Source organism: Sphingomonas sp. (assembly GCF_025362505.1).
Lineage (GTDB): Bacteria > Pseudomonadota > Alphaproteobacteria > Sphingomonadales > Sphingomonadaceae > Sphingomicrobium.
The window spans coordinates 1-18,980 of the sequence record NZ_JANYGG010000080.1 but is presented as its reverse complement, the minus strand read 5'-3'; the positions used below and the strand labels follow the sequence as shown (position 1 = coordinate 18,980).

The window sequence follows — 18,980 nt, the reverse complement described above, 5'->3', positions numbered from 1 at the left end:
CCGCTATCGCGATGCAACTCTCGCGCGCCAAGGGGCCAGTCATGAAATTCTTTGCTGACACTGCCGTCATTTCCGAAATCCGCGAGCTTGCCGAAACCGGCCTGCTCGACGGGGTGACGACCAACCCCTCGCTGATCAAGAAGGCCGGGCGCGACTTTATCGAGACGGTGCGCGAGATCGCAACGATCACCACCGGCCCGATCTCGGCCGAGGTCGTCGCGCTCGATCATGACGGGATGATGCGCGAGGCCGAAGTGCTGCGAAAGATCGCTGACAATATCGCGATCAAGGTGCCGCTGACGGTCGACGGGCTCAAGACGTGCAAGGCGCTGACCAGCGACGGCACGATGGTCAATGTGACGCTGTGCTTCTCCGCGGCGCAGGCGCTGATCGCGGCGAAGGCCGGAGCGAGCTTCATCTCGCCGTTCGTCGGCCGGCTCGACGATGTTGGCTTCAACGGCATGGACCTCATCGCCGACATCCGCATGATTTATGACAATTACAACTTCCCGACCGAGATCCTGGTCGCCAGCGTGCGCCACCCGATGCACATTGTCGAAGCCGCCAAGATCGGCGCCGACGTCGCCACCGCGCCGACCAAGATCCTGATGCAGCTGTTCAACCATCCGCAGACCGACAATGGTATCGCGGCGTTCCTCAAGGATTGGGAAGCGACCGGCCAGGCGATCGGTTAAAGCTCTCGCACAACCGAAATTCGGTTTCATCGCAGCCACTGGATATTAACCCGTTCCGGCCTAGGCTTCATCGCATGGGAAGGGTTATTCCATTCGAGGAACGCGCGGTGGCGCAGTTGCGCCAGCGGCTCGGCGCGGCCGAAGAGGCCAATCAGGACCTTATCGCCTTCGCCCGCGGCCATTCGGGTGCCACCGCCTCGATCCATGAAGCGGTGCTGGCGGCGATGGACGCTGACGGGTTCGACGCGCTGCTCCATGTCATCACGCAGGAATGGCCGTTGATCCTTGGCCTCGATGCGGTCGCGCTGGCGCTGATCGTCGGGAACAAGGGATTCCGTGCCGACGTCAACGGGGTGCAATTTGTCGCGCCGCAGATGGTCGCGCGGGCGATGCAGGTGAGCAACGGGGTGACGATGCGCAACGTCGAGCGCGGCCATCCGCTGTTTGGCCCGGCGCTCACCCTGATCCGTTCCGAGGCGCTCATTCGGATCGACGCCGATGCGCCCTTGCCGAGCGGGCTGTTGGTGCTCGGCCAGCGCAGCAGCCAGAAGCTCGATGGCCGCCACGGTTCGGAATTGATGCTGTTCCTCGGGCGAAGCATCGGGTCTATCATGCGACGGTGGCTGATCGACTAGGCAGCGATTTGGGGGAAGCGCATCCCGCCCGCGCGCTCGCGGCGCGGTGGGGCGGACACCTTGCGCATGACCGGCGCCGATCGGTGCATACCGTGCGCGCCTATGTTGCCACCGCCCACCGCTTCATCGAGTTTCTCGGGCGTCATCGCGGCGAGGAGATCGGCCGGTTCGCGATGCTGAAACTGTCGTCGGCGGACTTGCGCGCGTTCCTCGCCGATCGTCGGGCGAGCGGGCTCGGCGCGGCTTCGGCGGCGCGCGAAATGTCAGCGGTGCGCGGGTTCCTCAAATTCGCCGCCGAGGAGCAGGGGATGCAGCCTCAATTGCCACGGACCAGAGCTCCGCGTCGCCCGCGCACCCTCCCGCGCCCGGCGAGCCCGGCGGACGCGATGGGCCTTGCGCAGGACGCCGCCGATGGCGCCAGCGAGCCGTGGGTCGGGCAGCGCGACCTGGCGATCCTGTTGCTGCTCTACGGCTCGGGGTTGCGCGTGTCCGAGGCGCTGTCGCTGACCGCGAGCGCGCTACCGCTTGGACCGGTGATCCGCGTCACCGGCAAGCGCGGCAAGACTCGCGTCGTGCCGGTACTGCCAGCGGTGCGCGAGGCGATCGAAGCCTATGTGACGGCCTGTCCGTGGCCGTTCGCGGCGCATCAGCCGTTGTTCGTCGGGGTGCGCGGTGGGCCGCTCAACTCCGACCTCGTGCGGCGGGCGGTGCGGGCGGCACGAACCCGGCTGGGGCTCGCCGACAGCGTCACCCCGCATGCCCTGCGCCATAGTTTTGCCACCCATCTGCTCGCACGCGGCGCAGACCTTCGTTCGCTTCAGGAACTGCTTGGCCACGCGAGCCTGTCATCGACCCAGATCTATACCGCGGTCGACGCGGCCCATCTGCTTGACGTCTACCGCCACGCGCATCCGCGCGCTTGACGGCGCCAAGGCCCGTTCGCGATCGCGCCGCCGCCGAGCGCGCCGGACGACGGGCCGAGACGATCGCGGCGTGGTGGCTGCGCTTTCATGGGTGGTCGATCCTCGCGATGCGCGCACGGGTACGCGTCGGCGAAATCGACATCGTCGCGCGGCGGAGCCGAATGATCGCGTTCGTCGAGGTCAAGGCGCGATCGACCGACTTTGCCGCCGACCTCGCGCTCGATCCCTATCGGCTGCGGCGTGTGTTCGCCGCGGCCGAGACGCTGTTCCACCGCTATCGCCGGCCCGGCGACGACATGCGGGTCGACGCGATCTTCATCGTGCCGGGCAAGTGGCCGCGGCACCTCGTCAACCTGTGGCGTGATTAGCCTGGTCGGAGGAGGGGGATGCCGCCGCAGCTGGCGACCAGTGGGCATGAGCAACCCGCTGCGACGGCGAGCAAGCGATGCGGGACAGAGCATTAAGCGACTTATAAATAACCGTATTGGATGATGCGGTCGGTTTCGATGTGGCTCGAAAGAAAGCTCTTATTCGTCCATATCGGCGGCGCTTTTGGCCCTCTTCGATCGGCGGTGATCCCACAACCGCCACGCATAGATGCTGATCAGCGCGATGATCACCGCGCTCGACAGCGGTGCGATGACCTGATCGATGTCGTGATAGTGTTGGCCAAGCTTGTACCCCGCGCCGGCCAGGAACGCGGTCCACAGCGCGGTGCCGATGGTCGAGGCGACGATGAAATTGCGAAACCGCATCGCCAGCAGCCCGGCCGGGATCGACACCAGGCTGCGGATGGTCGGGATAACCCGCCCGATCAGGACGAACAGTGGGCCGTGGATCCCGAACCAGCGCTGGCTGCGCTCGACTTCGGGCCAGCTGATCGTCAGCCACTGGCCCCAGCGGTCGATGATCGGATGAAGCCGCTGAATGCCGAGCGCGCGCGCGGCGAGATACCAGAAGATATTGCCGAGCATCGCGCCGGTGGTGCCGCTCGCGATCACCTGCCACAGCACCAACTTGCCTCGCGCGGCGGCGACGCCCGCAATCGGCATGATCACTTCGGACGGGATCGGCGGAAAAATCGTCTCGAGGAACATTAGGAAACCGACGCCGAGAATGCCGGCCTGCTCGATCACGCGGATGACCCAGTCGGACATGGTGATCAGATCGCTCGTGGCGCCGACAACCGGGCCTCGATCGCATTCCAGATCATGGCGGGCGTGTCGCTGCCGTTGAACTTGTCGATCGACACGATCCCGGTTGGCGAGGTGACGTTGATCTCGGTTAGGTGGCCGCCGATCACGTCGATACCGACGAAGATCAGCCCGCGGCGCTTGAGCTCGGGACCGAGCGCGGCGCAGATTTCGCGTTCGCGTGTCGTCAGGTCGGTCACCTCGGCGGTCCCTCCGGCGGCAAGGTTTGAGCGGATTTCGCCCTTGCCCGGACGGCGGTTGATCGCGCCCGCAACCTCGCCATCGACCAGCACGATGCGCTTGTCGCCATCGGCCACGGCGGGGAGGAAGGCCTGGGCGATATAGGGTTCGCGCCATACCGCGCCGAACAGCTCGGCCAGCGCGGCGAGGTTGCTCCCGTCGCGGCCGATCCGGAACACCGCTGCGCCGGCGTTGCCGTGGAGCGGCTTCATCACGATCTCGCCATGCTTCGCGTGGAACGTGCGCAGTTCGACAAGCGAGCGGGTGACGAGCGTCGGCGGCATGAAGCGCGCGAAATTGAGCACGAACAGTTTCTCGGGCGCGTCGCGGACCGAACGGGGGTCGTTGACGACCAGCGTCTCGCTCGCGATCCGCTCGAGCAGATAGGTCGCGGTGATATAGCCGATGTCGAACGGCGGGTCCTGGCGCATCAGGATGACGTCGACGTCGTCGGCGAGGTCGAGCGTGACCGGGTCCCCGGCGGCGAAGTGATCTCCCTCGACCTGCCGTACCTTTACCGGTCGGGCGTTCGCGCGAACGCGACCGTCCTCATAGCCCAGATCTTCGGCGAGATAATGAAACAGCCGGTGCCCGCGTGATTGCGCCGCGATCATCAGGGCAAAGCTCGAATCGCCGGCGATGCCGATTGATTCGAGTGGATCCATCTGGACGGCGACGCGCAAGGACATGGCTGCGCGCCTAGGCGAGGGCGGGCTTGCGGGCAAGTTATCCGGCGGCGCGCTCCAGCGCCCGGGCGTAGGCACGCTTGCGCGGGATGCCGAGCGCGGCGGCGACTTCCGCGGCGGCGCGCGAGGGCGACAGGCGGGCGAGTGCCTCGTCGAGCGCGCGGTCGAGGTCGTCGTCGCTCGCCTCGGCGCGCTCCGCTGGCGGGCCGACGACGATGACGATTTCGCCGCGTGGCGGGGTGTCGGCATAGCGCGCGGCGAGCTCGGACAGCGTGCCGGTGACGGTCTCCTCGTGAAGCTTGCTGATCTCGCGCACCACCGCCGCGTCGCGTGTTCCGAGCCCCTTTGCCAAGGCGGCGAGACTTTCGCCCAGACGCGGGCCGCTTTCGTAGAGGATGAGGCTTGCCCGCACCGCCGCGACTTCGGCTATCTTGTCGGCGCGGGCCTTCGCCTTGGCGGGGAGGAAGCCGAGGAACAGGAAGCGGTCGGTCGGCAGCCCGGCGAGGGTCAGCGCCGCCACCGCCGCGCACGGGCCGGGGACGGTATGGACCGCGTGCCCGGCGGCGCGCGCGGCGCGGACCAGCTTGTAGCCGGGGTCGGAAATCAACGGCGTCCCGGCATCGCTGATCAGCGCGATCGCCTTCGTGCCAAGCTCGGCGAGGATGCGATCGCGCAATCCCTCGTCGCTATGGTCGTGATAGGCGGTCATCGGCGCGGTCGCCCCGGCGTGGGCGAGCAACTTGGCGCTTACTCTCTTGTCCTCGGCGAGGATCCGCCCCGCCCCGCGCAGCGTCGCGATCGCCCGGGCGGACAAATCACCCAAGTTGCCGATTGGCGTGGCCACGATATAGAGGCCTGGGGCAAGGGGATCGTTGTTCATCGTGAAGGCCAAGACATGACACCAGTTGCCTACCAGCCGCAAGCGCGTCGCACTTTCCTGATTGCCGCTGCCCTGTCCGGCCTGACGCTTGCGCTCTCCGCCTGTCAGACCGGCGGCGGGCGCGGTCCGATTGTCGGCCCGGTCGAGCCACCGAAACCGAACGGATTCGTTTTGAGCGAGCAGCGCAACCGGGTCGCGGTGATTGTCCCGCTGGCCGGCGCCGACGCGGCGGTCGGCCAGTCGATCGCCAACGCCGCCAACCTTGCGTTGTTGGACAGCGGCGACCGGACGCTGCGCCTGACGATCTATAACAGCGCCGGTGCGGGCGGAGCCGAAGCGGCGGCTAACAAGGCGGTCGCCGAGGGCAATGGCCTGATCCTCGGCCCATTGCTGGCCGACGAAGTTCGCGCCGCCGCGCCCGCCGCGCGCCGCGCCGATGTCCCGCTGATCGCCTTCTCGAACGACGAGGGGGTGGCCGGGAACGGCGTCTACATTCTCGGCTTCACACCGAACCAGTCGATCGAGCGGGTCGTCGAACTGGCCAAGCAAAAGGGAGCGACACGTTTCGCCGCGCTCGTGCCAACAGGCATCTACGGACAGCGCGCCGCGCAAGCTATGCTGGAGACGGTGCGCGATACTGGAGGGCGCCTGGTCGCGATCGAGACCTTCAACCGCACCGCCAACGCGGTCCGCGCCGCTGCCGCCTCGCTCAACGCCAAGGGCGGGGCCGACGCGGTGTTGATCGCCGATGCCGGGCGCATCGCCGCGGTCGCCGCGCCAGCGCTGAAGGTTGGGCCGCGGCTGCTCGGCACCGAGCTGTGGGCCCGCGACCGCACGCTCGGTGCGACGCCGGCATTGCGCGGCGCGTGGTATGCAGCGGCGCCCGATGCGCGGTTCAACCAGCTGGTTACCCGCTATCGCGCGCGCTACGGCACCGAGCCGAGCCGGATCGCGAGCCTCGGTTACGACGCGGTGCTGCTGGCGGTGCGCAGCAGCCGGAGCTGGCCGATCGGGGCGCGCTTCCCCGCCGGATCGCTCCGCGATCGCGACGGATTTGCCGGCGTCGACGGGATTTTCCGCTTCGACAAGCGCGGCGTCGCGATCCGCGCGCTCGAGGTCCGCCAGGTGACCGCCGCCGGCACGACGACGGTGTCACCCGCTGCTAAAAGCTTCGGCGACTAAGCCCCTATCGCCACTGTCAAAAAAGAGTCATTCTGCCCGTTGCAACAGATGCGTGGAGAGGCAGGATGTTCGCACTGATGATCGCGCTCGCTCTGGCCGGTGGCAATCCGACCGACAATAGCGCGCGGGCGCACATGACAGCATGTTTCAAGGGGTCGATCGAGAAGGCCGACGCGGCCAAGATCACGCCCGACAGTTTCGCCGGTTTCGCCAAACAAAGCTGCGCCGGGGAAATTACGAGTTTCCGGTCGGAAGTCATCGCCTATGACGTCAAGGTCGGCTGGGCGCGCAAGAAGGCCGAGCTCGACGCCGACGAGCAGGTCGGGGACTATCTCGCCGACTGGGTCGACCGCTATCGCGAAAAGGGCAGCATCACCGCGACAAAATAGGGTTTGTTCGGGCTAACTAGGCGGCGATTTCGGCGAGGATGGAATCGAGCAGCAGGCGCCCGGCGGGGGTTGTCGCGAGGCGGGGGCCGGTTCGTTCGAGCAGGCCATGAGCGGCGAGCCGGTCTACCACGGCATCATCGACGAGCCGGTCGACACCGACCCGGGCCGCCAGCGCCTGCGGGTCGATCCCCTCGGCCAGCCGTAGCCCCATCACCAGCGCTTCGCGCGCCGCCTCGACCGGCGTCAGCACTTCCTCTTCGACCAGCCCGTGACCGTTGCGCGCCATGCCGGCGAGGAAATTCTCGGGTTTGCGGTGACGCACGGTGCGCTGGCCGAGGCGGCGGCCATGCGCGCCGGGACCAACCCCGGCATAATCGCCGTAGCGCCAGTAGGTCAGGTTGTGGCGGCTCTCCGCGCCGGGCCGGGCGTGGTTGGAAATTTCGTAGGCGGGGATGCCGGCGGCGCCAGCGCGCTCCTGCGTCAATTCGAACAGGGTGGCGGCGGTGTCGAGATCGAGCGGGGTGAACTCGCGCCGCGCGACCATCGAGGCGAAGCGCGTTCCGGGCTCGATCGTCAACTGGTAAAGCGAGAGATGCTCGGTGCCAAGCGACAGCGCGCGGTCGAGGCTTGCGGCCCAGCGCGCCTCGTCGTCACCGGGCAGGGCGTAGATGAGATCGAAGCTGACCCGCTCGACCGCTGATTGCGCGGCCTCGAGCGCGCGAAGCCCCTCGCTGGCCGAATGGGCGCGGCCGAGGAAGGCGAGCGATTCATCGTCGAAGCTCTGCAGCCCGAGGCTGATGCGGTTGACCCCGGCGCCCGCCAAGTCGGCGAAGCGCGCGGCCTCGGCGCTGTTGGGGTTGGCCTCGAGCGTAATCTCGATGTCGTCGCTCGCCGGCCACGCCCGCCGCGCCGCCTCGATCACCGCCGCGACCGTGGCGGGGTCCATCAGCGACGGGGTGCCGCCACCGAAGAAGATCGAACTGAGTTGCCGTCCCGGGAGCAATGCCGCCTCATGCGCGAGGTCGGCGAGTAATGCGCCACGCCACTCGGCCTGATCGACACCGTCGCGGACATGGCTGTTGAAATCGCAGTAAGGACATTTCGAGACGCAGAACGGCCAGTGGACGTAGAGCGCCAACTCCTTGCCGGGCAGGAATTTGTTTACCAATGTGTCGGACAAGTGGGGGGCCATGCTGACCAAAATCCTTAGTTTGCTTCTGCTGCTAGCGCCATGCGCGGGCTCGGCGGCGTTGCGGCCGATGCCCAGTTCCAACTGGCCCAAACCGGCCGATCGTGGCGATGCTCTTTTGCGGGCGACCGCCCTGCGCCTCCACAATGACGCGCGGCGGGCGTTCGGGACGACGCCGATGAGCTGGAATGCGCAGCTGGCGGGTGCGGCGCGCGGCTATGCCGAGCGGATGGCCGCGACCGGAACCTACGAACATGATTCGACCCCGGGCCGCCGCAAGCTGATGGGCGAAAACCTGTGGCGCGGGTCGCGCGGCCTCTTCTCCTATGACGTGATGGTCGGCGTGATGATCGAGGAAGCCCGGCTGTTCCATCGTGGCGTTTTTCCAGACGTCAGCAAGACCGGGCAGTGGCACGATGTCGCCCATTATACGCAGATCGTGTGGCCGACGACGACCGAGGTCGGCTGCGCCCTCGCCTCGAACGCGACCACCGATTATTTCGTCTGCCGCTATGCCCCGACCGGCAATAAGGACGGCACCACGCTCGACCCGTCGCTACACCTGGCCGAGCGCGGCAACTAGCTTGGCGAACGCGTCGGCGCGGTGGCTGATGCGGTGCTTCTCGGCCTGGTCGATCTCGCCGAAGCTCTGGTCCATCCCGGCCTTTACGAACATCGGGTCGTAGCCGAAGCCCCTGTCGCCGCGTGGTGGCCAGACGAGTGTGCCGTCGCAACGTCCTTCGAAACTTTCAATCGCGCCGTCGGGCCAGGCGAGCGACAAGGCGCAGACGAAGTGTGCGTCATGCCCCGCGTCGGGACCGGCCAATTCGACCTCGCGCCATACACGCTCCATTGCCCGGCCGAAGTCGCGTGACCCATCACCGTCTTCTGCCCAGCGGGCGGAGTAAATACCCGGGCTGCCGTGGAGCGCATCCACGCTGAGCCCGCTGTCATCGGCGAGCGCGGGGAGGCCGCTCAGGTCCGCGGCCTGGCGCGCCTTCAGCTCGGCATTGTCGACGAACGTCACCCCGGTTTCCTCGGGCTCGGGGAGGTCGAGCTCCTCGGCGCCGACGCACCTGATACCGAGCGGGGCGAGCATCGCGCGGATCTCGCGCAGCTTGCCCGGATTATGCGTGGCGATGACGATCTTGGCGGGTTTCCTCACCGGCCGACCGCTTTCAGCTGGCCGGCGAAAATGTCGGCGCAACCGATGCGCGCGAGGCGAAGGAGGCGAAGCAACTGCTCCTCGTCGAAGGTCGCGCCTTCGGCCGAAATCTGCGCCTCGACGATCGCGCCGTCGCCGGTGAGGACGAAATTGCCGTCGGAGCCCGCCGAGCTGTCTTCGATATAGTCGAGGTCGAGCACCGCGCCGCCGTCGTGGATCCCGCACGAGACGGCGGCGACCTGGGTGCGGATCGGGTCCGTCGCCAGCTTGAGCGTATCGACCGCCAGCCTGAGCGCGACCCACGCGCCGGAGATCGAGGCGGTGCGGGTGCCGCCGTCGGCCTGGATCACGTCGCAATCGATCAGGATCTGGCGCTCGCCGAGCAGGCCCATGTCGACCACGGCGCGCAAGCTGCGCCCGATCAGCCGCTGGATCTCCTGCGTGCGGCCCGATTGCTTGCCCTTGGCAGCCTCGCGCTGGCCGCGGGTGTGGGTGGCGCGCGGCAGCATGCCATACTCGGCGGTGACCCAGCCCTGACCCTTGCCGCGCAGGAACGGCGGGACCTTTTCGTCGACCGACGCGGTGACGAGCACGCGGGTGTCGCCAAAGCTGACGAGGCAGCTTCCCTCGGCATGCTTGGTAAAGCCGGGTTCGAAGCTGAGCGAACGCATCTGGTCGGGGGCGCGGCCGGATGGGCGCATGGTCTTGTCTCCTGAAGGTTGGCGATCCCCTAGCCCGAGCGATCCACGCCCGCCACCCCGTCTTTGCGAGCGGAGCGAAGCAATCCAGCTTGACGAAAGACTGGATTGCTTCGTCACTTCGTTCCTCGCAAAGACGGTGGCATGGACGAAGCAATCGGCGATCTTTCCTCCCGGATGCGGGACATCTTCCGGCTGGTGGTCGAGGCGTACATCGAGCGCGGAGTGCCGATCGGGTCGAAGATGCTCGCCGGGAGCGTCAGCCTGTCGCCCGCCTCGATCCGCGGGGTGATGCAGGAACTCGAGGAGCGCGGGCTGCTGACCCATCCGCACACCTCCGCCGGGCGGATCCCGACCGAGAGCGGATTGCGGCTGTTCGTCGACGGGATCATGCAGGCGTCGGTGCCAGGGGAGCGCGAGCGGGCGGCGATCGAGGCGCAGCTGCGCGACCGGCCGATCGAACAGGCGCTGGATGCCGCGACGAGCATGCTGTCGGGGCTTTCAGCCTGCGCCGGGGTGATACTCGCGCCCAAACAGGAACAGCGGCTCCGGCAGCTCAGCTTCGTTCCGCTCGACCGGACGCGGGCGCTGGCGGTGCTGGTCGGGATCGACGGGAGCGTCGAGAACCGGGTCGTGCCGCTCAGCCCCGGAACCAATGCCGCGCAGCTCGTTGAGGTCGGCAATTTCGTCAGCGCGCGGCTGTCGGGGCTGACGCTCGGCGAGGCGGTTGCCCGCCTGCGCACCGAGGTCGCCGAGCGGCGCCAGGCGATCGACTCCGCCGCCGCCGAACTGGTCGCCGCGGGCCTCGCCGCATGGTCGATCGACCTCGACCAGCGCCCGCTGCTGATCGTGCGCGGCCAGGCCAATTTGATCGACGCCGCCGCCGCCGCCGACCTCGACCACGTCCGCCGCCTGCTCGAGGAGCTCGAGGACCGGCAGGAAATCGCGCGGGTGCTCGAAGGCGCGCGCAGCGCCGAGGGCTGCCGCATCTTCATCGGCTCGGAGCACCGGATGTTCGCGCTGTCGGGCTCGTCGGTGATCGCCGCGCCGTGGCGAGGGAGCGAAGGGCAGGTGGTCGGCGTTGTAGGGGTCATCGGCCCGACGCGGTTGAACTATGCCCGGGTGGTCCCCATGGTGGATTTCACCGCCCAGGCGCTAACCAGAATGATGGAATCATGACCGAACAAAATCTCCACGACGACGCCGAAGAGATCCGCCGCGAAACCGCTGCCGAAGCGCCAGAGCTGGCCGAGCATGACCGGGTCGGCGAGCTCGAACAACAGCTCGAAGAGGCCAAGGCCGCCGCGCTTTACGCCGCCGCCGAGGCGCAGAATGTCCGCCGCCGGCTCGAGGCCGAGAAGGTCCAGGCATCGGCTTATGCCGTCACCGGGTTCGCCCGCGACATGCTGAGCGTGAAGGATAATCTCGACCGCGCACTGGCCGCGGTGACCGAGGAACTGCGCGCCGATGCGACCGCAGCCAACTTCCTCGCCGGGATCGAGGCGACCGCGCGCGAGCTCGAGACGATCTTCGCGCGCAACGGGGTGACCCGCGTCGCCGCCAAGGGGCTGCCGCTCGACCCGAACCGGCACCAGGCGATGATCGAGATGCCGAGCGGCGAGGAGCCGGGCACGATCGTCGAGGAAATGCAGCCGGGGTACATGCTCAAGGAGCGCCTGCTGCGCCCGGCGTTAGTCGCGGTGGCCAAGGCTCCATAGTCGCCTTCGCGGGTGACGGTGGCCAAGGCTCCATAGTCGCCTTCGCGGGTGGCGGTGGCTCCGTAGTCGCCTTTGCGGGGCGGGGTTCCGCTTGCCCGGGCCGGCGCGAATGTTTCCAATGTTCGCGGTGACGTGGGGGTGAGTCGGCATCGCGACGACCACTCGGCCGCAGCCTGTCCGGCGCGAATGTTCCCAATGTTCGCGGTGACGTCGGGTGCGAACGACGCCCCCGAGCGGTCCGCGCGGTGAAAGCCTGGCGCGGGGGCGAGTCGCAAAGACGAGTCGGTCAGATTCATGTGGCGACATATAGGCAGTTATATACTAGACGTACCAACGATCGAGTCGTATAATGAAAGAGACAGACCGGCGCAGTTCCAGAGAGGTTAGCATCACGCCCGAGATGATCGAGGCGGGGGCCGCTCAAGTCATTGTCAATGAGGGAACCGACGACGGCGAAATCGCGCGCGACGTTCTAGTCGCGGCCCTTGAGGCTGGCGGGTATTGTATTAAGGAAGTGGGAGAGGCCGCTTAGCGCGTTGCTTCTGGATTGATATTCTTCGAGCGCTATGCGCTGCTTCATAATGGTTATGTCTTTTTCAAACTTCCTCGTTCCGACCCTAATCAGTTCACAAGTAAGTTCGTAACAGGCGTGTTCGAAATATCGGCGCGGCGGTGACACCTTCTCGTGATGAGCGTCCTTGTTCTCGAAACTCTTGAGTTTAATGCACATCTTGGCGATTGATTCAGTTTCGAATTCAAGACTCAAGATTGCATGGGCGAACTCATTTCGGATCTGTCTAACCGCGTGGAGCGCTGATGCTATTTTGGCATCAAATAGGCCCATCGCCTTTGCCGCCACGATTTGGGCATAAAAGGATTTGAACGGGCCACGTTCGTCATCGAATAGCTTTGCGGCATCGCTCGCATCTTCCAGGCAGGTGATGAGCGCCCCAACCAAAGTGTTTTCGACAAGGGCGCAGCCCATAATCGCCGCGACCCTATCGGAACCGTCGGCAATTTCTGATAAAGCTACACCCAGCTCCTCATCAGTAAGGTCGCGCCGCGATGAAGCCTTCTTCTTTAGACCCCCGCCCAATCCAATCCTCCCCGCAATCTGATTGCTTAGACGATCTGCTTCGCCGCGCGCTTACGACTCCCCCGATCAGCAATGAGGATATACTCAAGCGATCGAAAGAGTCTCACTTAAAATAGGGTTTGCGTCGTTCGCCATACTGGCGAGGCGGTTCGTATAGATCAGGCAGCGACCGAACGAGGTTGCCGGTACAAGAGGCGTTTCCCGCGTGCGCCTTTCAGTGCCTCTTCAGTGCGCTCCGCATCGGATATTTTGCGGGTGTTGTAACGGAAATCAAACTCCGCCGTGTAGCGGTGCAAGTGAACGGCGCTCATGTGGTGATAGGTGCCGATCACGCCGCGCTTGAAGATGCTGAAAAAGTTCTCGGCGGTGTTCGAGTGCTTGTTGCCGTCCACATACTGGCGGATGGCGTGTATAGTCGTGCCGTGTGAGACGAACTCCCGACCGACCTCACGATAGGCGTTAGCGGCATCGGTCATCAGGTGAGACGAACGATCGACATTGGTTGCGAGAACCGAGCGCAGCGTATTGCCGTGGACATTGGCGACATGGAACGAGCGAGCCTCACCGCCGCGCTCTATAAGTGTCATTACGATCTTCTTCGGAGCAACCTTGCCAGATGCGCGGTTGCGCTTCTTGCCGCCAACAAATGTCTCGTCGGCTTCCACGGTCACGCCAGCGCCGCCCATCGGTCCAACGTAGTTGTTCGACATGGCTTCACGGATGCGATGCTCCATGAACCAAGCCGACTTGTAGGTGATGCCAAGAGCGCGGTGCAGCTCGTGTGCGCTGAAACCCTTCTTGCCGCCGCTCAGAAGCCGAAACGCCATCAGCCACTTGTTCAGTGGAATTTTGCTGTCCTCGAAGATAGTCCCGACAGTAACCGTGAAAGGTTTAGCGCACTCGTTGCACTTGTAGACGCCGGGGCGCGTGGACTTGCCCGCGAGCTTCGTGATGCGGTCGCCAGTGCGGCAGCGAGGGCAGACGGGACCATCTGGCCAATGCAGCGCCTCAAGGTGCTCACGAGCCTTATTGGCGTCCTGATAGATGGGGTCGGTTATGCTGGTCATCGGTTTGGTTCCTGTCTGTCCTGAAACAGTAGGGCCTCACCGTTAGTACGTCAAGTATATAATTGCCGACATATAGCCTATATGGTTCGCTGTAGGAAAGCGTTTGGTGATTATCCCCTTGCGACATTCGAAGCTGTGATGGACGGTGGCGTGATTGAAGCCGCGCGTTCGATGGAAGCGTAGTGCTTTCATCTCGACCGATCAGGCTCTAGATCAGCAGCGGAGGATGCTGATCGATGGTACAGGGGAGCGGGGAGTCGTGCCATGCGCTGATCGCGGCGATTGCGGTCAGCCCGATCGCGTCGGTAATCAGCAATCCGCGCCTGCCGCAGAACCCGATCATCGCTGCCAATGCCGCGTTCTGCGCGCTGACCGGTTACGCGCAGGATGAAATCCTCGGGCGCAATTGCCGCTTCCTCGCCGGGCCCGACACCGAGCCGTGGCTGACCGAGCGGATCAGCGACGGGATCCGGCGCAAGCGACCGGTGCTGGTCGAAATCCTCAACTACAAGCGCGATGGCGAACCGTTTCGTAACGCGGTGCTGGTCGCGCCGGTGTTCGACGAGATGGGCGAGCTCGAATATTGCATGGGCTCGCAGGTCGAGCTCGATCCCGAGGCGGTCGGGCCGTCGTCCAATCGCCATCATGACGCAGTCGAATTGGTACGCAGCCTGTCGCCGCGCCAGGAGCAGGTGCTGCGCGAGATCGCCAACGGCTTTCGCAGCAAGCAGATCGCGTACCGGCTGTCGCTGAGCGAGAAGACGGTCAAGATGCACCGAGCGCTGCTGCTCGGGAAGATGCACACGTCGAACATCGCCGACGCCATCCGAATTGCGGTCGAAGCGCGGCTATAGGTCGAGGCCTGGCGATACGGCCTAAATGCCGTATGGGTGAGCCCCGGCCATCGGTTCATGAGAGGCGGGTCGCACGGGGGTGGGGGCTCGATAACCTGTTCTCGCCAACGCCATCGTGCGGCAACCGAGCCGATCCTGTTGCCTTGACGCCGCTCCGTTCCGGCCGATTGCAGCCGAACCGGCGTTGATCGTGCGGCGCCCCAGCGTTCGCCAGCAAGGAAGTCATGATGCAGGAACTTACCGCCGACCAGTTCTCTCTGGTATATAACGCTTTTTCGTTCACCCTGGCGGCGATGGCCGCGACGACGCTGTTCCTGTGGATCAGCCGGTCGCAGGTCAGCAGCGCCTACAAGACAGCGATCACCATCTCGGGGCTCGTCACCGCGATCGCCGCCTATCACTATTTCCGCATTTTCGAGAGCTGGAACGCCGCTTACACGGTGAATGCCGGGGTCGTCACGGTCACCGGGGTCGGCTTCGTCGATGCCTATCGCTATGTTGACTGGCTGCTGACCGTTCCGCTGCTGCTGATCGAGCTCGTGCTGGTGATGCGCCTGACCAAGGAAGAGACGATGTCGCGCTCGTTGAAGCTCGGCTCTGCCGCCGCGCTGATGATCGTGCTCGGCTATCCGGGTGAGATCGCCACCAACAACGCGACACGCGCGCTGTGGGGCACGCTGTCGGCTATCCCGTTCACCTACATCATGTGGTCGTTGTTCGCCGGCCTGAGCAAGTCGATCGAGAGCCAGCCCGATAACGTCCGCAACCTCGTCAAGCAGGCGCGGTTGCTGACGTTCGCTTCGTGGGGCTTCTACCCGATCGTCTACATGATCCCCTACACTTCGCTGTCGGGCGCGACGACCGAGGTTGCGGTGCAGCTCGGCTACACGCTGGCCGACATTATCGCCAAGGCGGGCGTCGGAATCCTCATCTACAACATCGCGGTCCGCAAGTCCGCGGCTGAGGCCGACGGGGTTTCGACACCCTACGCGGCATGATTGCCATCCCGGATCGTGATCCCGCGATCCGGGGTTCTGAACACGCTGCGCCGGTCGGAGGGAAAACCCCTTCGGCCGGCGTTGCCGTGAATGGGGCCGTGAATGAGGCCGTGAATGAGGCCGTGAATGAGGCCGTGAATGAGGCCGTGATTGGGGGCGAGGTGCGGATCGGGGCGCTGCACATCGGCGCGACGGCAGTGGCATTGGTCGCCGCCGCTTTGGGAACGGACTTCGACAGCGGCGCGGCGACGATGCTGTCGTGCACGGCGATCCTGCTGCTGGGGCTGCCGCATGGCGCGCTTGACATGGTCGGGCTGCTAGGGGCGCGATCGAGGACGCGCGCGATCGCTTCGTACCTTGCGCTGGCCGGGGCGATGGCGGCCTTGTGGTGGGTCATGCCCGGCGCCGCGCTGCTGCTGTTTTTCGCGGTCGCGATCGGGCATTTCGGCGAGGATTGGCCGGGCCCGGGGCTGATCGCGCACGGCGGCGCGCTGGCGCTGCTCGCGGCGCCGCTGCTGTTCCACCGAGCCAAGATCGACGCGCTGTTCGCGATCATCGCCGGGCCGGGCGCGATCCCGCCGCTGGCCAATTCACTGCTGCTGGTCGCGCCGGTGGCGATCGCGGCGGGGCTGACCGGTTGCGCGCTGCTGTGGAGCGCGGGGCGGCGGATGCTGGCGGCGTCGAGCGCGGCGGCGCTGGCCGGGATGGTGCTGCTCCCGCCGCTCGTCGGGTTCGCGCTGAGCTTCGGCTTGTTCCATTCCCCGCGCCAGTTCGCGCGCGGGCTGGCCGAGCTTGGCGGGAAAGCAGGCCCAGGCGGGCGGGCGTGGCGGTTTCCCGTAACAGCGGCGAGCGCCGCGTCGCTGCTGCTGGTCCTCGTGATCGCCTGGCTCGGCGCGCCGGAGGTGTCGGTGCCGGCGCTGTCGGCGGGAGTGCTGCGCGGGACGTTCGTCGTGCTGTCGGTGCTGACGGTGCCGCATATGATGATGCCGCTGGTGCTGCGGATGGCGGGACGCAACGTGGCGGAGCGGGGCGCCTAGCCTAGCTGCCGTCGGGATCGCCCGCTGGATCGCCCGCTGGCTCGCCCCCCGCTTCCTCGCCCCCCGCTTCCTCGCCAAAGCCAAAGAAAAAGTCCCTCAGCCCGGCGTCGTGGCCGCGCCTCCCGGCGATTTCGGCTTCGTCCTCGGCGGCCCATTCGGCCTTCACCGCGGCATAGGCGGCGGTTTCCCCGGAATTTAGGCTGCGATTATAGTCGGGGTCGCCCCATGCGCCGTCCTGCCAGCCGGTGAAGCCCGCGGGCGGGGCGAAGTCGGTGTAGGTGTCGCCATTGTCGTCGGTCCACACCCGCTCGCTGAGGTCGGTCGACTCGTCATCGTCGTCGGAGTTTTGCCCGTCTTCGCCAAAGCTGCCGTCGCGGATGGCCTTCATGCGGCGGAGCAGCTCGCTGGTGGGGAGTTTGGTGATGTCGGCTTCGTCGCTGTTTGGACAGTGTGGACGCACTGGCGAGTTTTTCGCGGGCGCGGTTTCGGGCGCGGTTTCGGGCGCGGGATCGGGCGCGGGATCGGGCGGGGGCGGCGGGGCGATCATCGCCATCGCGGCGGCATGATCGCCGGTTCCGACGGCGACCAGATAGGCTTCCCAATTGGCCTGGATGCCGAAGGTGCAGGCGCCCGCTGCCTCGGCGCGGTCGCAGCGCCGGTCGAGGCGGTTGAGCACCGCGATCGACAGGCGGCTGTCGAACCGGTGGCGGGTGACGGTCGATCCGTCGGCGCGGGTGACGGTGTCGGTGATCCCGTCGATCGCCTGTTCGGCCAGCCGGTCGGCGAGCGGGGCGCGGGCGAGCGCGGCGGCGGCATCCCAGCCAGCGGCGAAGACCGGATCGCGGTTGCGCAGCGCATAGGCGCCCGAGCGAACCAGCCCGGTTGCATCGCACGCTTCGGCGACCTTGCCCGATTCGGCGAGGATCGAGAGGAACAGGCGGCGCGAAAAGCCGGTCCAGCCGGTCGCGTCGTCGGTATCGCGAAGCGCCTCGAGCTCGGCCATGTGGAAGGCGATCTGTTCGGTCCGGTTGAGCGGGTCGCGATTGCCCTGCGACGCATCGAACGCGGCCTCGACCGCAGGGTGGCGCTGGGGGTGGGTGCAGGCGTGTTCGGTTTGCGACGAGACCGGTTCGCCGTCGGGCGCGGCGGCGCGGCGGGCGGCGATCTTCGTGACCGCGCGCTCGAAGTCGGCGGCGGCCGACAGGCTGGACGATGCGCCGCGTTCGCGGTTGAGGCGACGGCGTTCCTTGTCGAGCGTCGAGCCGGGCGGGACCCAGGCGGGAGTGACCGGGTCCGTGATCGGCGCGGCGAGGGGGTGCGGGGTGGTAGTTTTTGGGGGCGTTTTAGCGGGGGAGCGCTTGGCCTTGCGCCTGGCGGCGGCGGCGGCGCGTCGGGTCGCGTTCGAGGCGAGCGGCGCGGTTGCGGGGAGGGGCGCGGTTGTGGCGAGAGGCGCGGTTGTGGGGAGGGGCGCGGTTGCAGGAAGAGGCTGGGCCCCCGGCGAAGTGGGGCGTGACCCCGGTGTTTTCTTTTTCATCCGTGATTATGAACCAGAAAGGCTAACTGTAGGACAGCGTTATTTGTGCTGGTCGGGGAAATAATGTCCCGGTCGCAAGGAAGTGCCGATGCCGAGGATGGTCCGGAAGGGCGACCTGCCGACAAAGACCTGCGCCGCCTGCGGCCTGCCGTTCACTTGGCGCAAGAAATGGGCGCAAGACTGGGAGGCGGTGAAGTTTTGCTCGGACCGGTGTCGTGGGAAGGGGGCGCGTCAGGATTGATCGGGGTTTTCGGCATGATGTTAGCCCCTCTCCCCCTTGCGGGAGAGGGAGGGGCCCGCCGCGAAGCGGTGGGAGGGTGAGGGGACTGTGGTGCGATCGGGCAATGCCCATGTGTCGAGCCCTTCTTCGTCAGACAGATCAGCAGGAATGGAAGAAAGACTCCGGCACCAGGCCAGCCCCCGTTGGCACCACCGTCCCCTCACCCTGGCTCGGCTTCGCCGAGTCCTCCCTCTCCCGCAGAGGGGAGAGGGGCTGGCACGCGGCATGATGGTTCGCCCGGCGCTGGCGGCGCGACCCCGCTCCGCGCGCTGGTCCCCCGCCTCAACTGCGTGCGCTGCAGGGCCGAAGGGGGTGGGGTAGTGGTTGGCCTTCACATCTTCAGAGGGAATCAGCGATCTAACTTAACTGATTGACTTACGGCTAGGGTCAGGACTCGTTGATCAGAGCCAGAAGATGACGGTGGCGGCGAGGGCGATGGCGGAGAGGAAGACGGTCGGGCATCGATCGTAGCGAGTGGCGACGCGGCGCCAGTCCTTGAGGCGGCCGAACATGATCTCGAT

General features: G+C 66.2%; 22 protein-coding genes and 1 pseudogene. 13 read left to right on the top strand and 10 right to left on the bottom strand.

The window, feature by feature from the left end:
- The first annotated feature begins 41 nt into the window (after positions 1-41).
- The 4 genes from fsa to Q0R27_RS08020 all read left to right on the top strand — a co-directional run bounded on the left by fsa (position 42) and on the right by Q0R27_RS08020 (position 2,621).
- Entirely contained in the window at positions 42-695 is a 654-nt protein-coding gene (gene fsa, locus Q0R27_RS08035) for a fructose-6-phosphate aldolase (protein ID WP_293943155.1), read from the top strand.
- A gap of 74 nt (positions 696-769) precedes the next feature.
- Positions 770-1,330 (top strand): DUF484 family protein, encoded by a 561-nt coding sequence (locus tag Q0R27_RS08030; protein ID WP_293943153.1) that lies wholly within the window; start codon positions 770-772, stop codon positions 1,328-1,330.
- Entirely contained in the window at positions 1,315-2,253 is a 939-nt protein-coding gene (locus tag Q0R27_RS08025; protein ID WP_293943151.1) for a tyrosine-type recombinase/integrase, read from the top strand. Before Q0R27_RS08030 ends, Q0R27_RS08025 begins: the two co-directional genes overlap by 16 nt.
- Positions 2,250-2,621, top strand: coding sequence for a YraN family protein (locus Q0R27_RS08020; protein WP_293943149.1), 372 nt, complete (start codon positions 2,250-2,252; stop codon positions 2,619-2,621). Before Q0R27_RS08025 ends, Q0R27_RS08020 begins: the two co-directional genes overlap by 4 nt.
- Positions 2,622-2,780: 159 nt before the next feature.
- On the opposite strand, the gene Q0R27_RS08015 is transcribed toward Q0R27_RS08020, so the two are convergent.
- Genes Q0R27_RS08015 through rsmI form a run of 3 tightly spaced genes read right to left on the bottom strand, consistent with a single transcriptional unit; the run spans position 2,781 to position 5,252 of the window.
- The gene (locus Q0R27_RS08015; RefSeq protein WP_293943147.1) at positions 2,781-3,410 is read right to left on the bottom strand and encodes a DedA family protein; all 630 of its coding nucleotides are present in this window, start codon (positions 3,408-3,410) and stop codon (positions 2,781-2,783) included.
- Positions 3,411-3,415: 5 nt separating this feature from the next.
- Positions 3,416-4,375 carry a glutathione synthase gene (gene gshB / locus Q0R27_RS08010; RefSeq protein WP_293943145.1) on the bottom strand — a complete coding sequence of 320 codons (960 nt, stop codon included), beginning with the start codon at positions 4,373-4,375 and terminating at the stop codon, positions 3,416-3,418.
- A 37-nt stretch (positions 4,376-4,412) separates the two neighbouring features.
- Positions 4,413-5,252, bottom strand: coding sequence for a 16S rRNA (cytidine(1402)-2'-O)-methyltransferase (rsmI, locus tag Q0R27_RS08005; protein ID WP_293943142.1), 840 nt, complete (start codon positions 5,250-5,252; stop codon positions 4,413-4,415).
- Between the two features lie 15 nt (positions 5,253-5,267).
- Here rsmI and Q0R27_RS08000 point away from each other — a divergent pair, with 15 nt between their 5' ends.
- Together Q0R27_RS08000 and Q0R27_RS07995 are read left to right on the top strand one after the other, a co-directional pair.
- A complete protein-coding gene (locus tag Q0R27_RS08000; protein ID WP_293943140.1) occupies positions 5,268-6,434 on the top strand; it encodes a penicillin-binding protein activator in 1,167 nt (388 codons plus the stop codon).
- Positions 6,435-6,499: 65 nt separating this feature from the next.
- A complete protein-coding gene (locus tag Q0R27_RS07995; RefSeq protein ID WP_293943138.1) occupies positions 6,500-6,823 on the top strand; it encodes a hypothetical protein in 324 nt (107 codons plus the stop codon).
- A 16-nt stretch (positions 6,824-6,839) separates the two neighbouring features.
- Here the strand turns inward: Q0R27_RS07995 and hemW are convergent, their stop codons facing one another.
- The gene (gene hemW, locus Q0R27_RS07990; RefSeq protein WP_293943136.1) at positions 6,840-8,015 is read right to left on the bottom strand and encodes a radical SAM family heme chaperone HemW; all 1,176 of its coding nucleotides are present in this window, start codon (positions 8,013-8,015) and stop codon (positions 6,840-6,842) included.
- Positions 8,016-8,082: 67 nt separating this feature from the next.
- Here hemW and Q0R27_RS07985 point away from each other — a divergent pair, with 67 nt between their 5' ends.
- Positions 8,083-8,595 (top strand): CAP domain-containing protein, encoded by a 513-nt coding sequence (locus tag Q0R27_RS07985; RefSeq protein ID WP_293943134.1) that lies wholly within the window; start codon positions 8,083-8,085, stop codon positions 8,593-8,595.
- Here Q0R27_RS07985 and rdgB read toward each other — a convergent pair.
- Positions 8,569-9,177 (bottom strand): RdgB/HAM1 family non-canonical purine NTP pyrophosphatase, encoded by a 609-nt coding sequence (gene rdgB, locus Q0R27_RS07980; RefSeq protein ID WP_293943132.1) that lies wholly within the window; start codon positions 9,175-9,177, stop codon positions 8,569-8,571. The genes Q0R27_RS07985 and rdgB overlap by 27 nt on opposite strands.
- Positions 9,174-9,878 (bottom strand): ribonuclease PH, encoded by a 705-nt coding sequence (rph, locus tag Q0R27_RS07975; RefSeq protein ID WP_293943130.1) that lies wholly within the window; start codon positions 9,876-9,878, stop codon positions 9,174-9,176. Before rph ends, rdgB begins: the two co-directional genes overlap by 4 nt.
- Before the next feature lie 141 nt (positions 9,879-10,019).
- Here rph and hrcA point away from each other — a divergent pair, with 141 nt between their 5' ends.
- Positions 10,020-11,054 carry a heat-inducible transcriptional repressor HrcA gene (hrcA, locus tag Q0R27_RS07970; protein WP_293943128.1) on the top strand — a complete coding sequence of 345 codons (1,035 nt, stop codon included), beginning with the start codon at positions 10,020-10,022 and terminating at the stop codon, positions 11,052-11,054.
- Positions 11,051-11,593: a nucleotide exchange factor GrpE gene (locus tag Q0R27_RS07965; RefSeq protein ID WP_293943126.1), complete on the top strand. Its 543-nt coding sequence runs from the start codon at positions 11,051-11,053 to the stop codon at positions 11,591-11,593. The genes hrcA and Q0R27_RS07965 overlap by 4 nt, the downstream gene beginning before the upstream one ends.
- A 472-nt stretch (positions 11,594-12,065) precedes the next feature.
- Here Q0R27_RS07965 and Q0R27_RS07960 read toward each other — a convergent pair whose 3' ends face one another.
- Both Q0R27_RS07960 and Q0R27_RS07955 read right to left on the bottom strand, forming a co-directional pair.
- Entirely contained in the window at positions 12,066-12,689 is a 624-nt protein-coding gene (locus Q0R27_RS07960; RefSeq protein WP_293943124.1) for a hypothetical protein, read from the bottom strand.
- Between the two features lie 158 nt (positions 12,690-12,847).
- Complete coding sequence (locus tag Q0R27_RS07955) at positions 12,848-13,756, bottom strand: IS1595 family transposase (protein ID WP_293943122.1); 909 nt, start codon at positions 13,754-13,756, stop codon at positions 12,848-12,850.
- 236 nt (positions 13,757-13,992) lie between these two features.
- Between Q0R27_RS07955 and Q0R27_RS07950 the strand changes: the two genes are divergently transcribed.
- From Q0R27_RS07950 to Q0R27_RS07940, 3 genes are all read left to right on the top strand, one after another.
- On the top strand, positions 13,993-14,610 hold the full coding sequence (locus Q0R27_RS07950) for a LuxR C-terminal-related transcriptional regulator (protein ID WP_293943120.1): 618 nt from the start codon (positions 13,993-13,995) through the stop codon (positions 14,608-14,610).
- 227 nt (positions 14,611-14,837) lie between these two features.
- A complete protein-coding gene (locus Q0R27_RS07945; RefSeq protein WP_293943118.1) occupies positions 14,838-15,608 on the top strand; it encodes a bacteriorhodopsin-like in 771 nt (256 codons plus the stop codon).
- A gap of 134 nt (positions 15,609-15,742) precedes the next feature.
- Positions 15,743-16,645 carry a Brp/Blh family beta-carotene 15,15'-dioxygenase gene (locus tag Q0R27_RS07940; protein WP_293943116.1) on the top strand — a complete coding sequence of 301 codons (903 nt, stop codon included), beginning with the start codon at positions 15,743-15,745 and terminating at the stop codon, positions 16,643-16,645.
- A gap of 1 nt (position 16,646) precedes the next feature.
- On the opposite strand, the gene Q0R27_RS07935 is transcribed toward Q0R27_RS07940, so the two are convergent.
- On the bottom strand, positions 16,647-18,179 hold the full coding sequence (locus tag Q0R27_RS07935) for a hypothetical protein (protein ID WP_293943114.1): 1,533 nt from the start codon (positions 18,177-18,179) through the stop codon (positions 16,647-16,649).
- An 88-nt stretch (positions 18,180-18,267) separates the two neighbouring features.
- On the opposite strand from Q0R27_RS07935, the gene Q0R27_RS07930 reads away from it, so the two are divergent.
- Complete coding sequence (locus Q0R27_RS07930; protein WP_293943112.1) at positions 18,268-18,420, top strand: DUF2256 domain-containing protein; 153 nt, start codon at positions 18,268-18,270, stop codon at positions 18,418-18,420.
- Positions 18,421-18,860: 440 nt separating this feature from the next.
- Here the strand turns inward: Q0R27_RS07930 and Q0R27_RS07925 are convergent.
- Positions 18,861-18,980, bottom strand: a pseudogene (locus tag Q0R27_RS07925) (IS5/IS1182 family transposase); the annotation flags it as partial.

Excerpts from the sequence above, each read along its gene's own strand:
- hrcA (WP_293943128.1), top strand. The coding sequence starts at position 10,020 with ATGGACGAAGCAATCGGCGATCTTTCCTCCCGGATGCGGGACATCTTC.
- Q0R27_RS08000 (WP_293943140.1), top strand. The coding sequence starts at position 5,268 with ATGACACCAGTTGCCTACCAGCCGCAAGCGCGTCGCACTTTCCTGATT.
- Q0R27_RS07965 (WP_293943126.1), top strand. The coding sequence starts at position 11,051 with ATGACCGAACAAAATCTCCACGACGACGCCGAAGAGATCCGCCGCGAA.
- Q0R27_RS07930 (WP_293943112.1), top strand. The coding sequence starts at position 18,268 with ATGCCGAGGATGGTCCGGAAGGGCGACCTGCCGACAAAGACCTGCGCC.
- gshB (WP_293943145.1), bottom strand. The coding sequence starts at position 4,375 with ATGTCCTTGCGCGTCGCCGTCCAGATGGATCCACTCGAATCAATCGGC.
- Q0R27_RS07935 (WP_293943114.1), bottom strand. The coding sequence starts at position 18,179 with ATGAAAAAGAAAACACCGGGGTCACGCCCCACTTCGCCGGGGGCCCAG.
- fsa (WP_293943155.1), top strand. The coding sequence starts at position 42 with ATGAAATTCTTTGCTGACACTGCCGTCATTTCCGAAATCCGCGAGCTT.
- hemW (WP_293943136.1), bottom strand. The coding sequence starts at position 8,015 with ATGGCCCCCCACTTGTCCGACACATTGGTAAACAAATTCCTGCCCGGC.
- Q0R27_RS08015 (WP_293943147.1), bottom strand. The coding sequence starts at position 3,410 with ATGTCCGACTGGGTCATCCGCGTGATCGAGCAGGCCGGCATTCTCGGC.
- Q0R27_RS07950 (WP_293943120.1), top strand. The coding sequence starts at position 13,993 with ATGGTACAGGGGAGCGGGGAGTCGTGCCATGCGCTGATCGCGGCGATT.
- Q0R27_RS07995 (WP_293943138.1), top strand. The coding sequence starts at position 6,500 with ATGTTCGCACTGATGATCGCGCTCGCTCTGGCCGGTGGCAATCCGACC.
- Q0R27_RS07945 (WP_293943118.1), top strand. The coding sequence starts at position 14,838 with ATGCAGGAACTTACCGCCGACCAGTTCTCTCTGGTATATAACGCTTTT.
- Q0R27_RS07955 (WP_293943122.1), bottom strand. The coding sequence starts at position 13,756 with ATGACCAGCATAACCGACCCCATCTATCAGGACGCCAATAAGGCTCGT.
- Q0R27_RS07985 (WP_293943134.1), top strand. The coding sequence starts at position 8,083 with ATGCCCAGTTCCAACTGGCCCAAACCGGCCGATCGTGGCGATGCTCTT.
- rph (WP_293943130.1), bottom strand. The coding sequence starts at position 9,878 with ATGCGCCCATCCGGCCGCGCCCCCGACCAGATGCGTTCGCTCAGCTTC.
- rsmI (WP_293943142.1), bottom strand. The coding sequence starts at position 5,252 with ATGAACAACGATCCCCTTGCCCCAGGCCTCTATATCGTGGCCACGCCA.
- Q0R27_RS08030 (WP_293943153.1), top strand. The coding sequence starts at position 770 with ATGGGAAGGGTTATTCCATTCGAGGAACGCGCGGTGGCGCAGTTGCGC.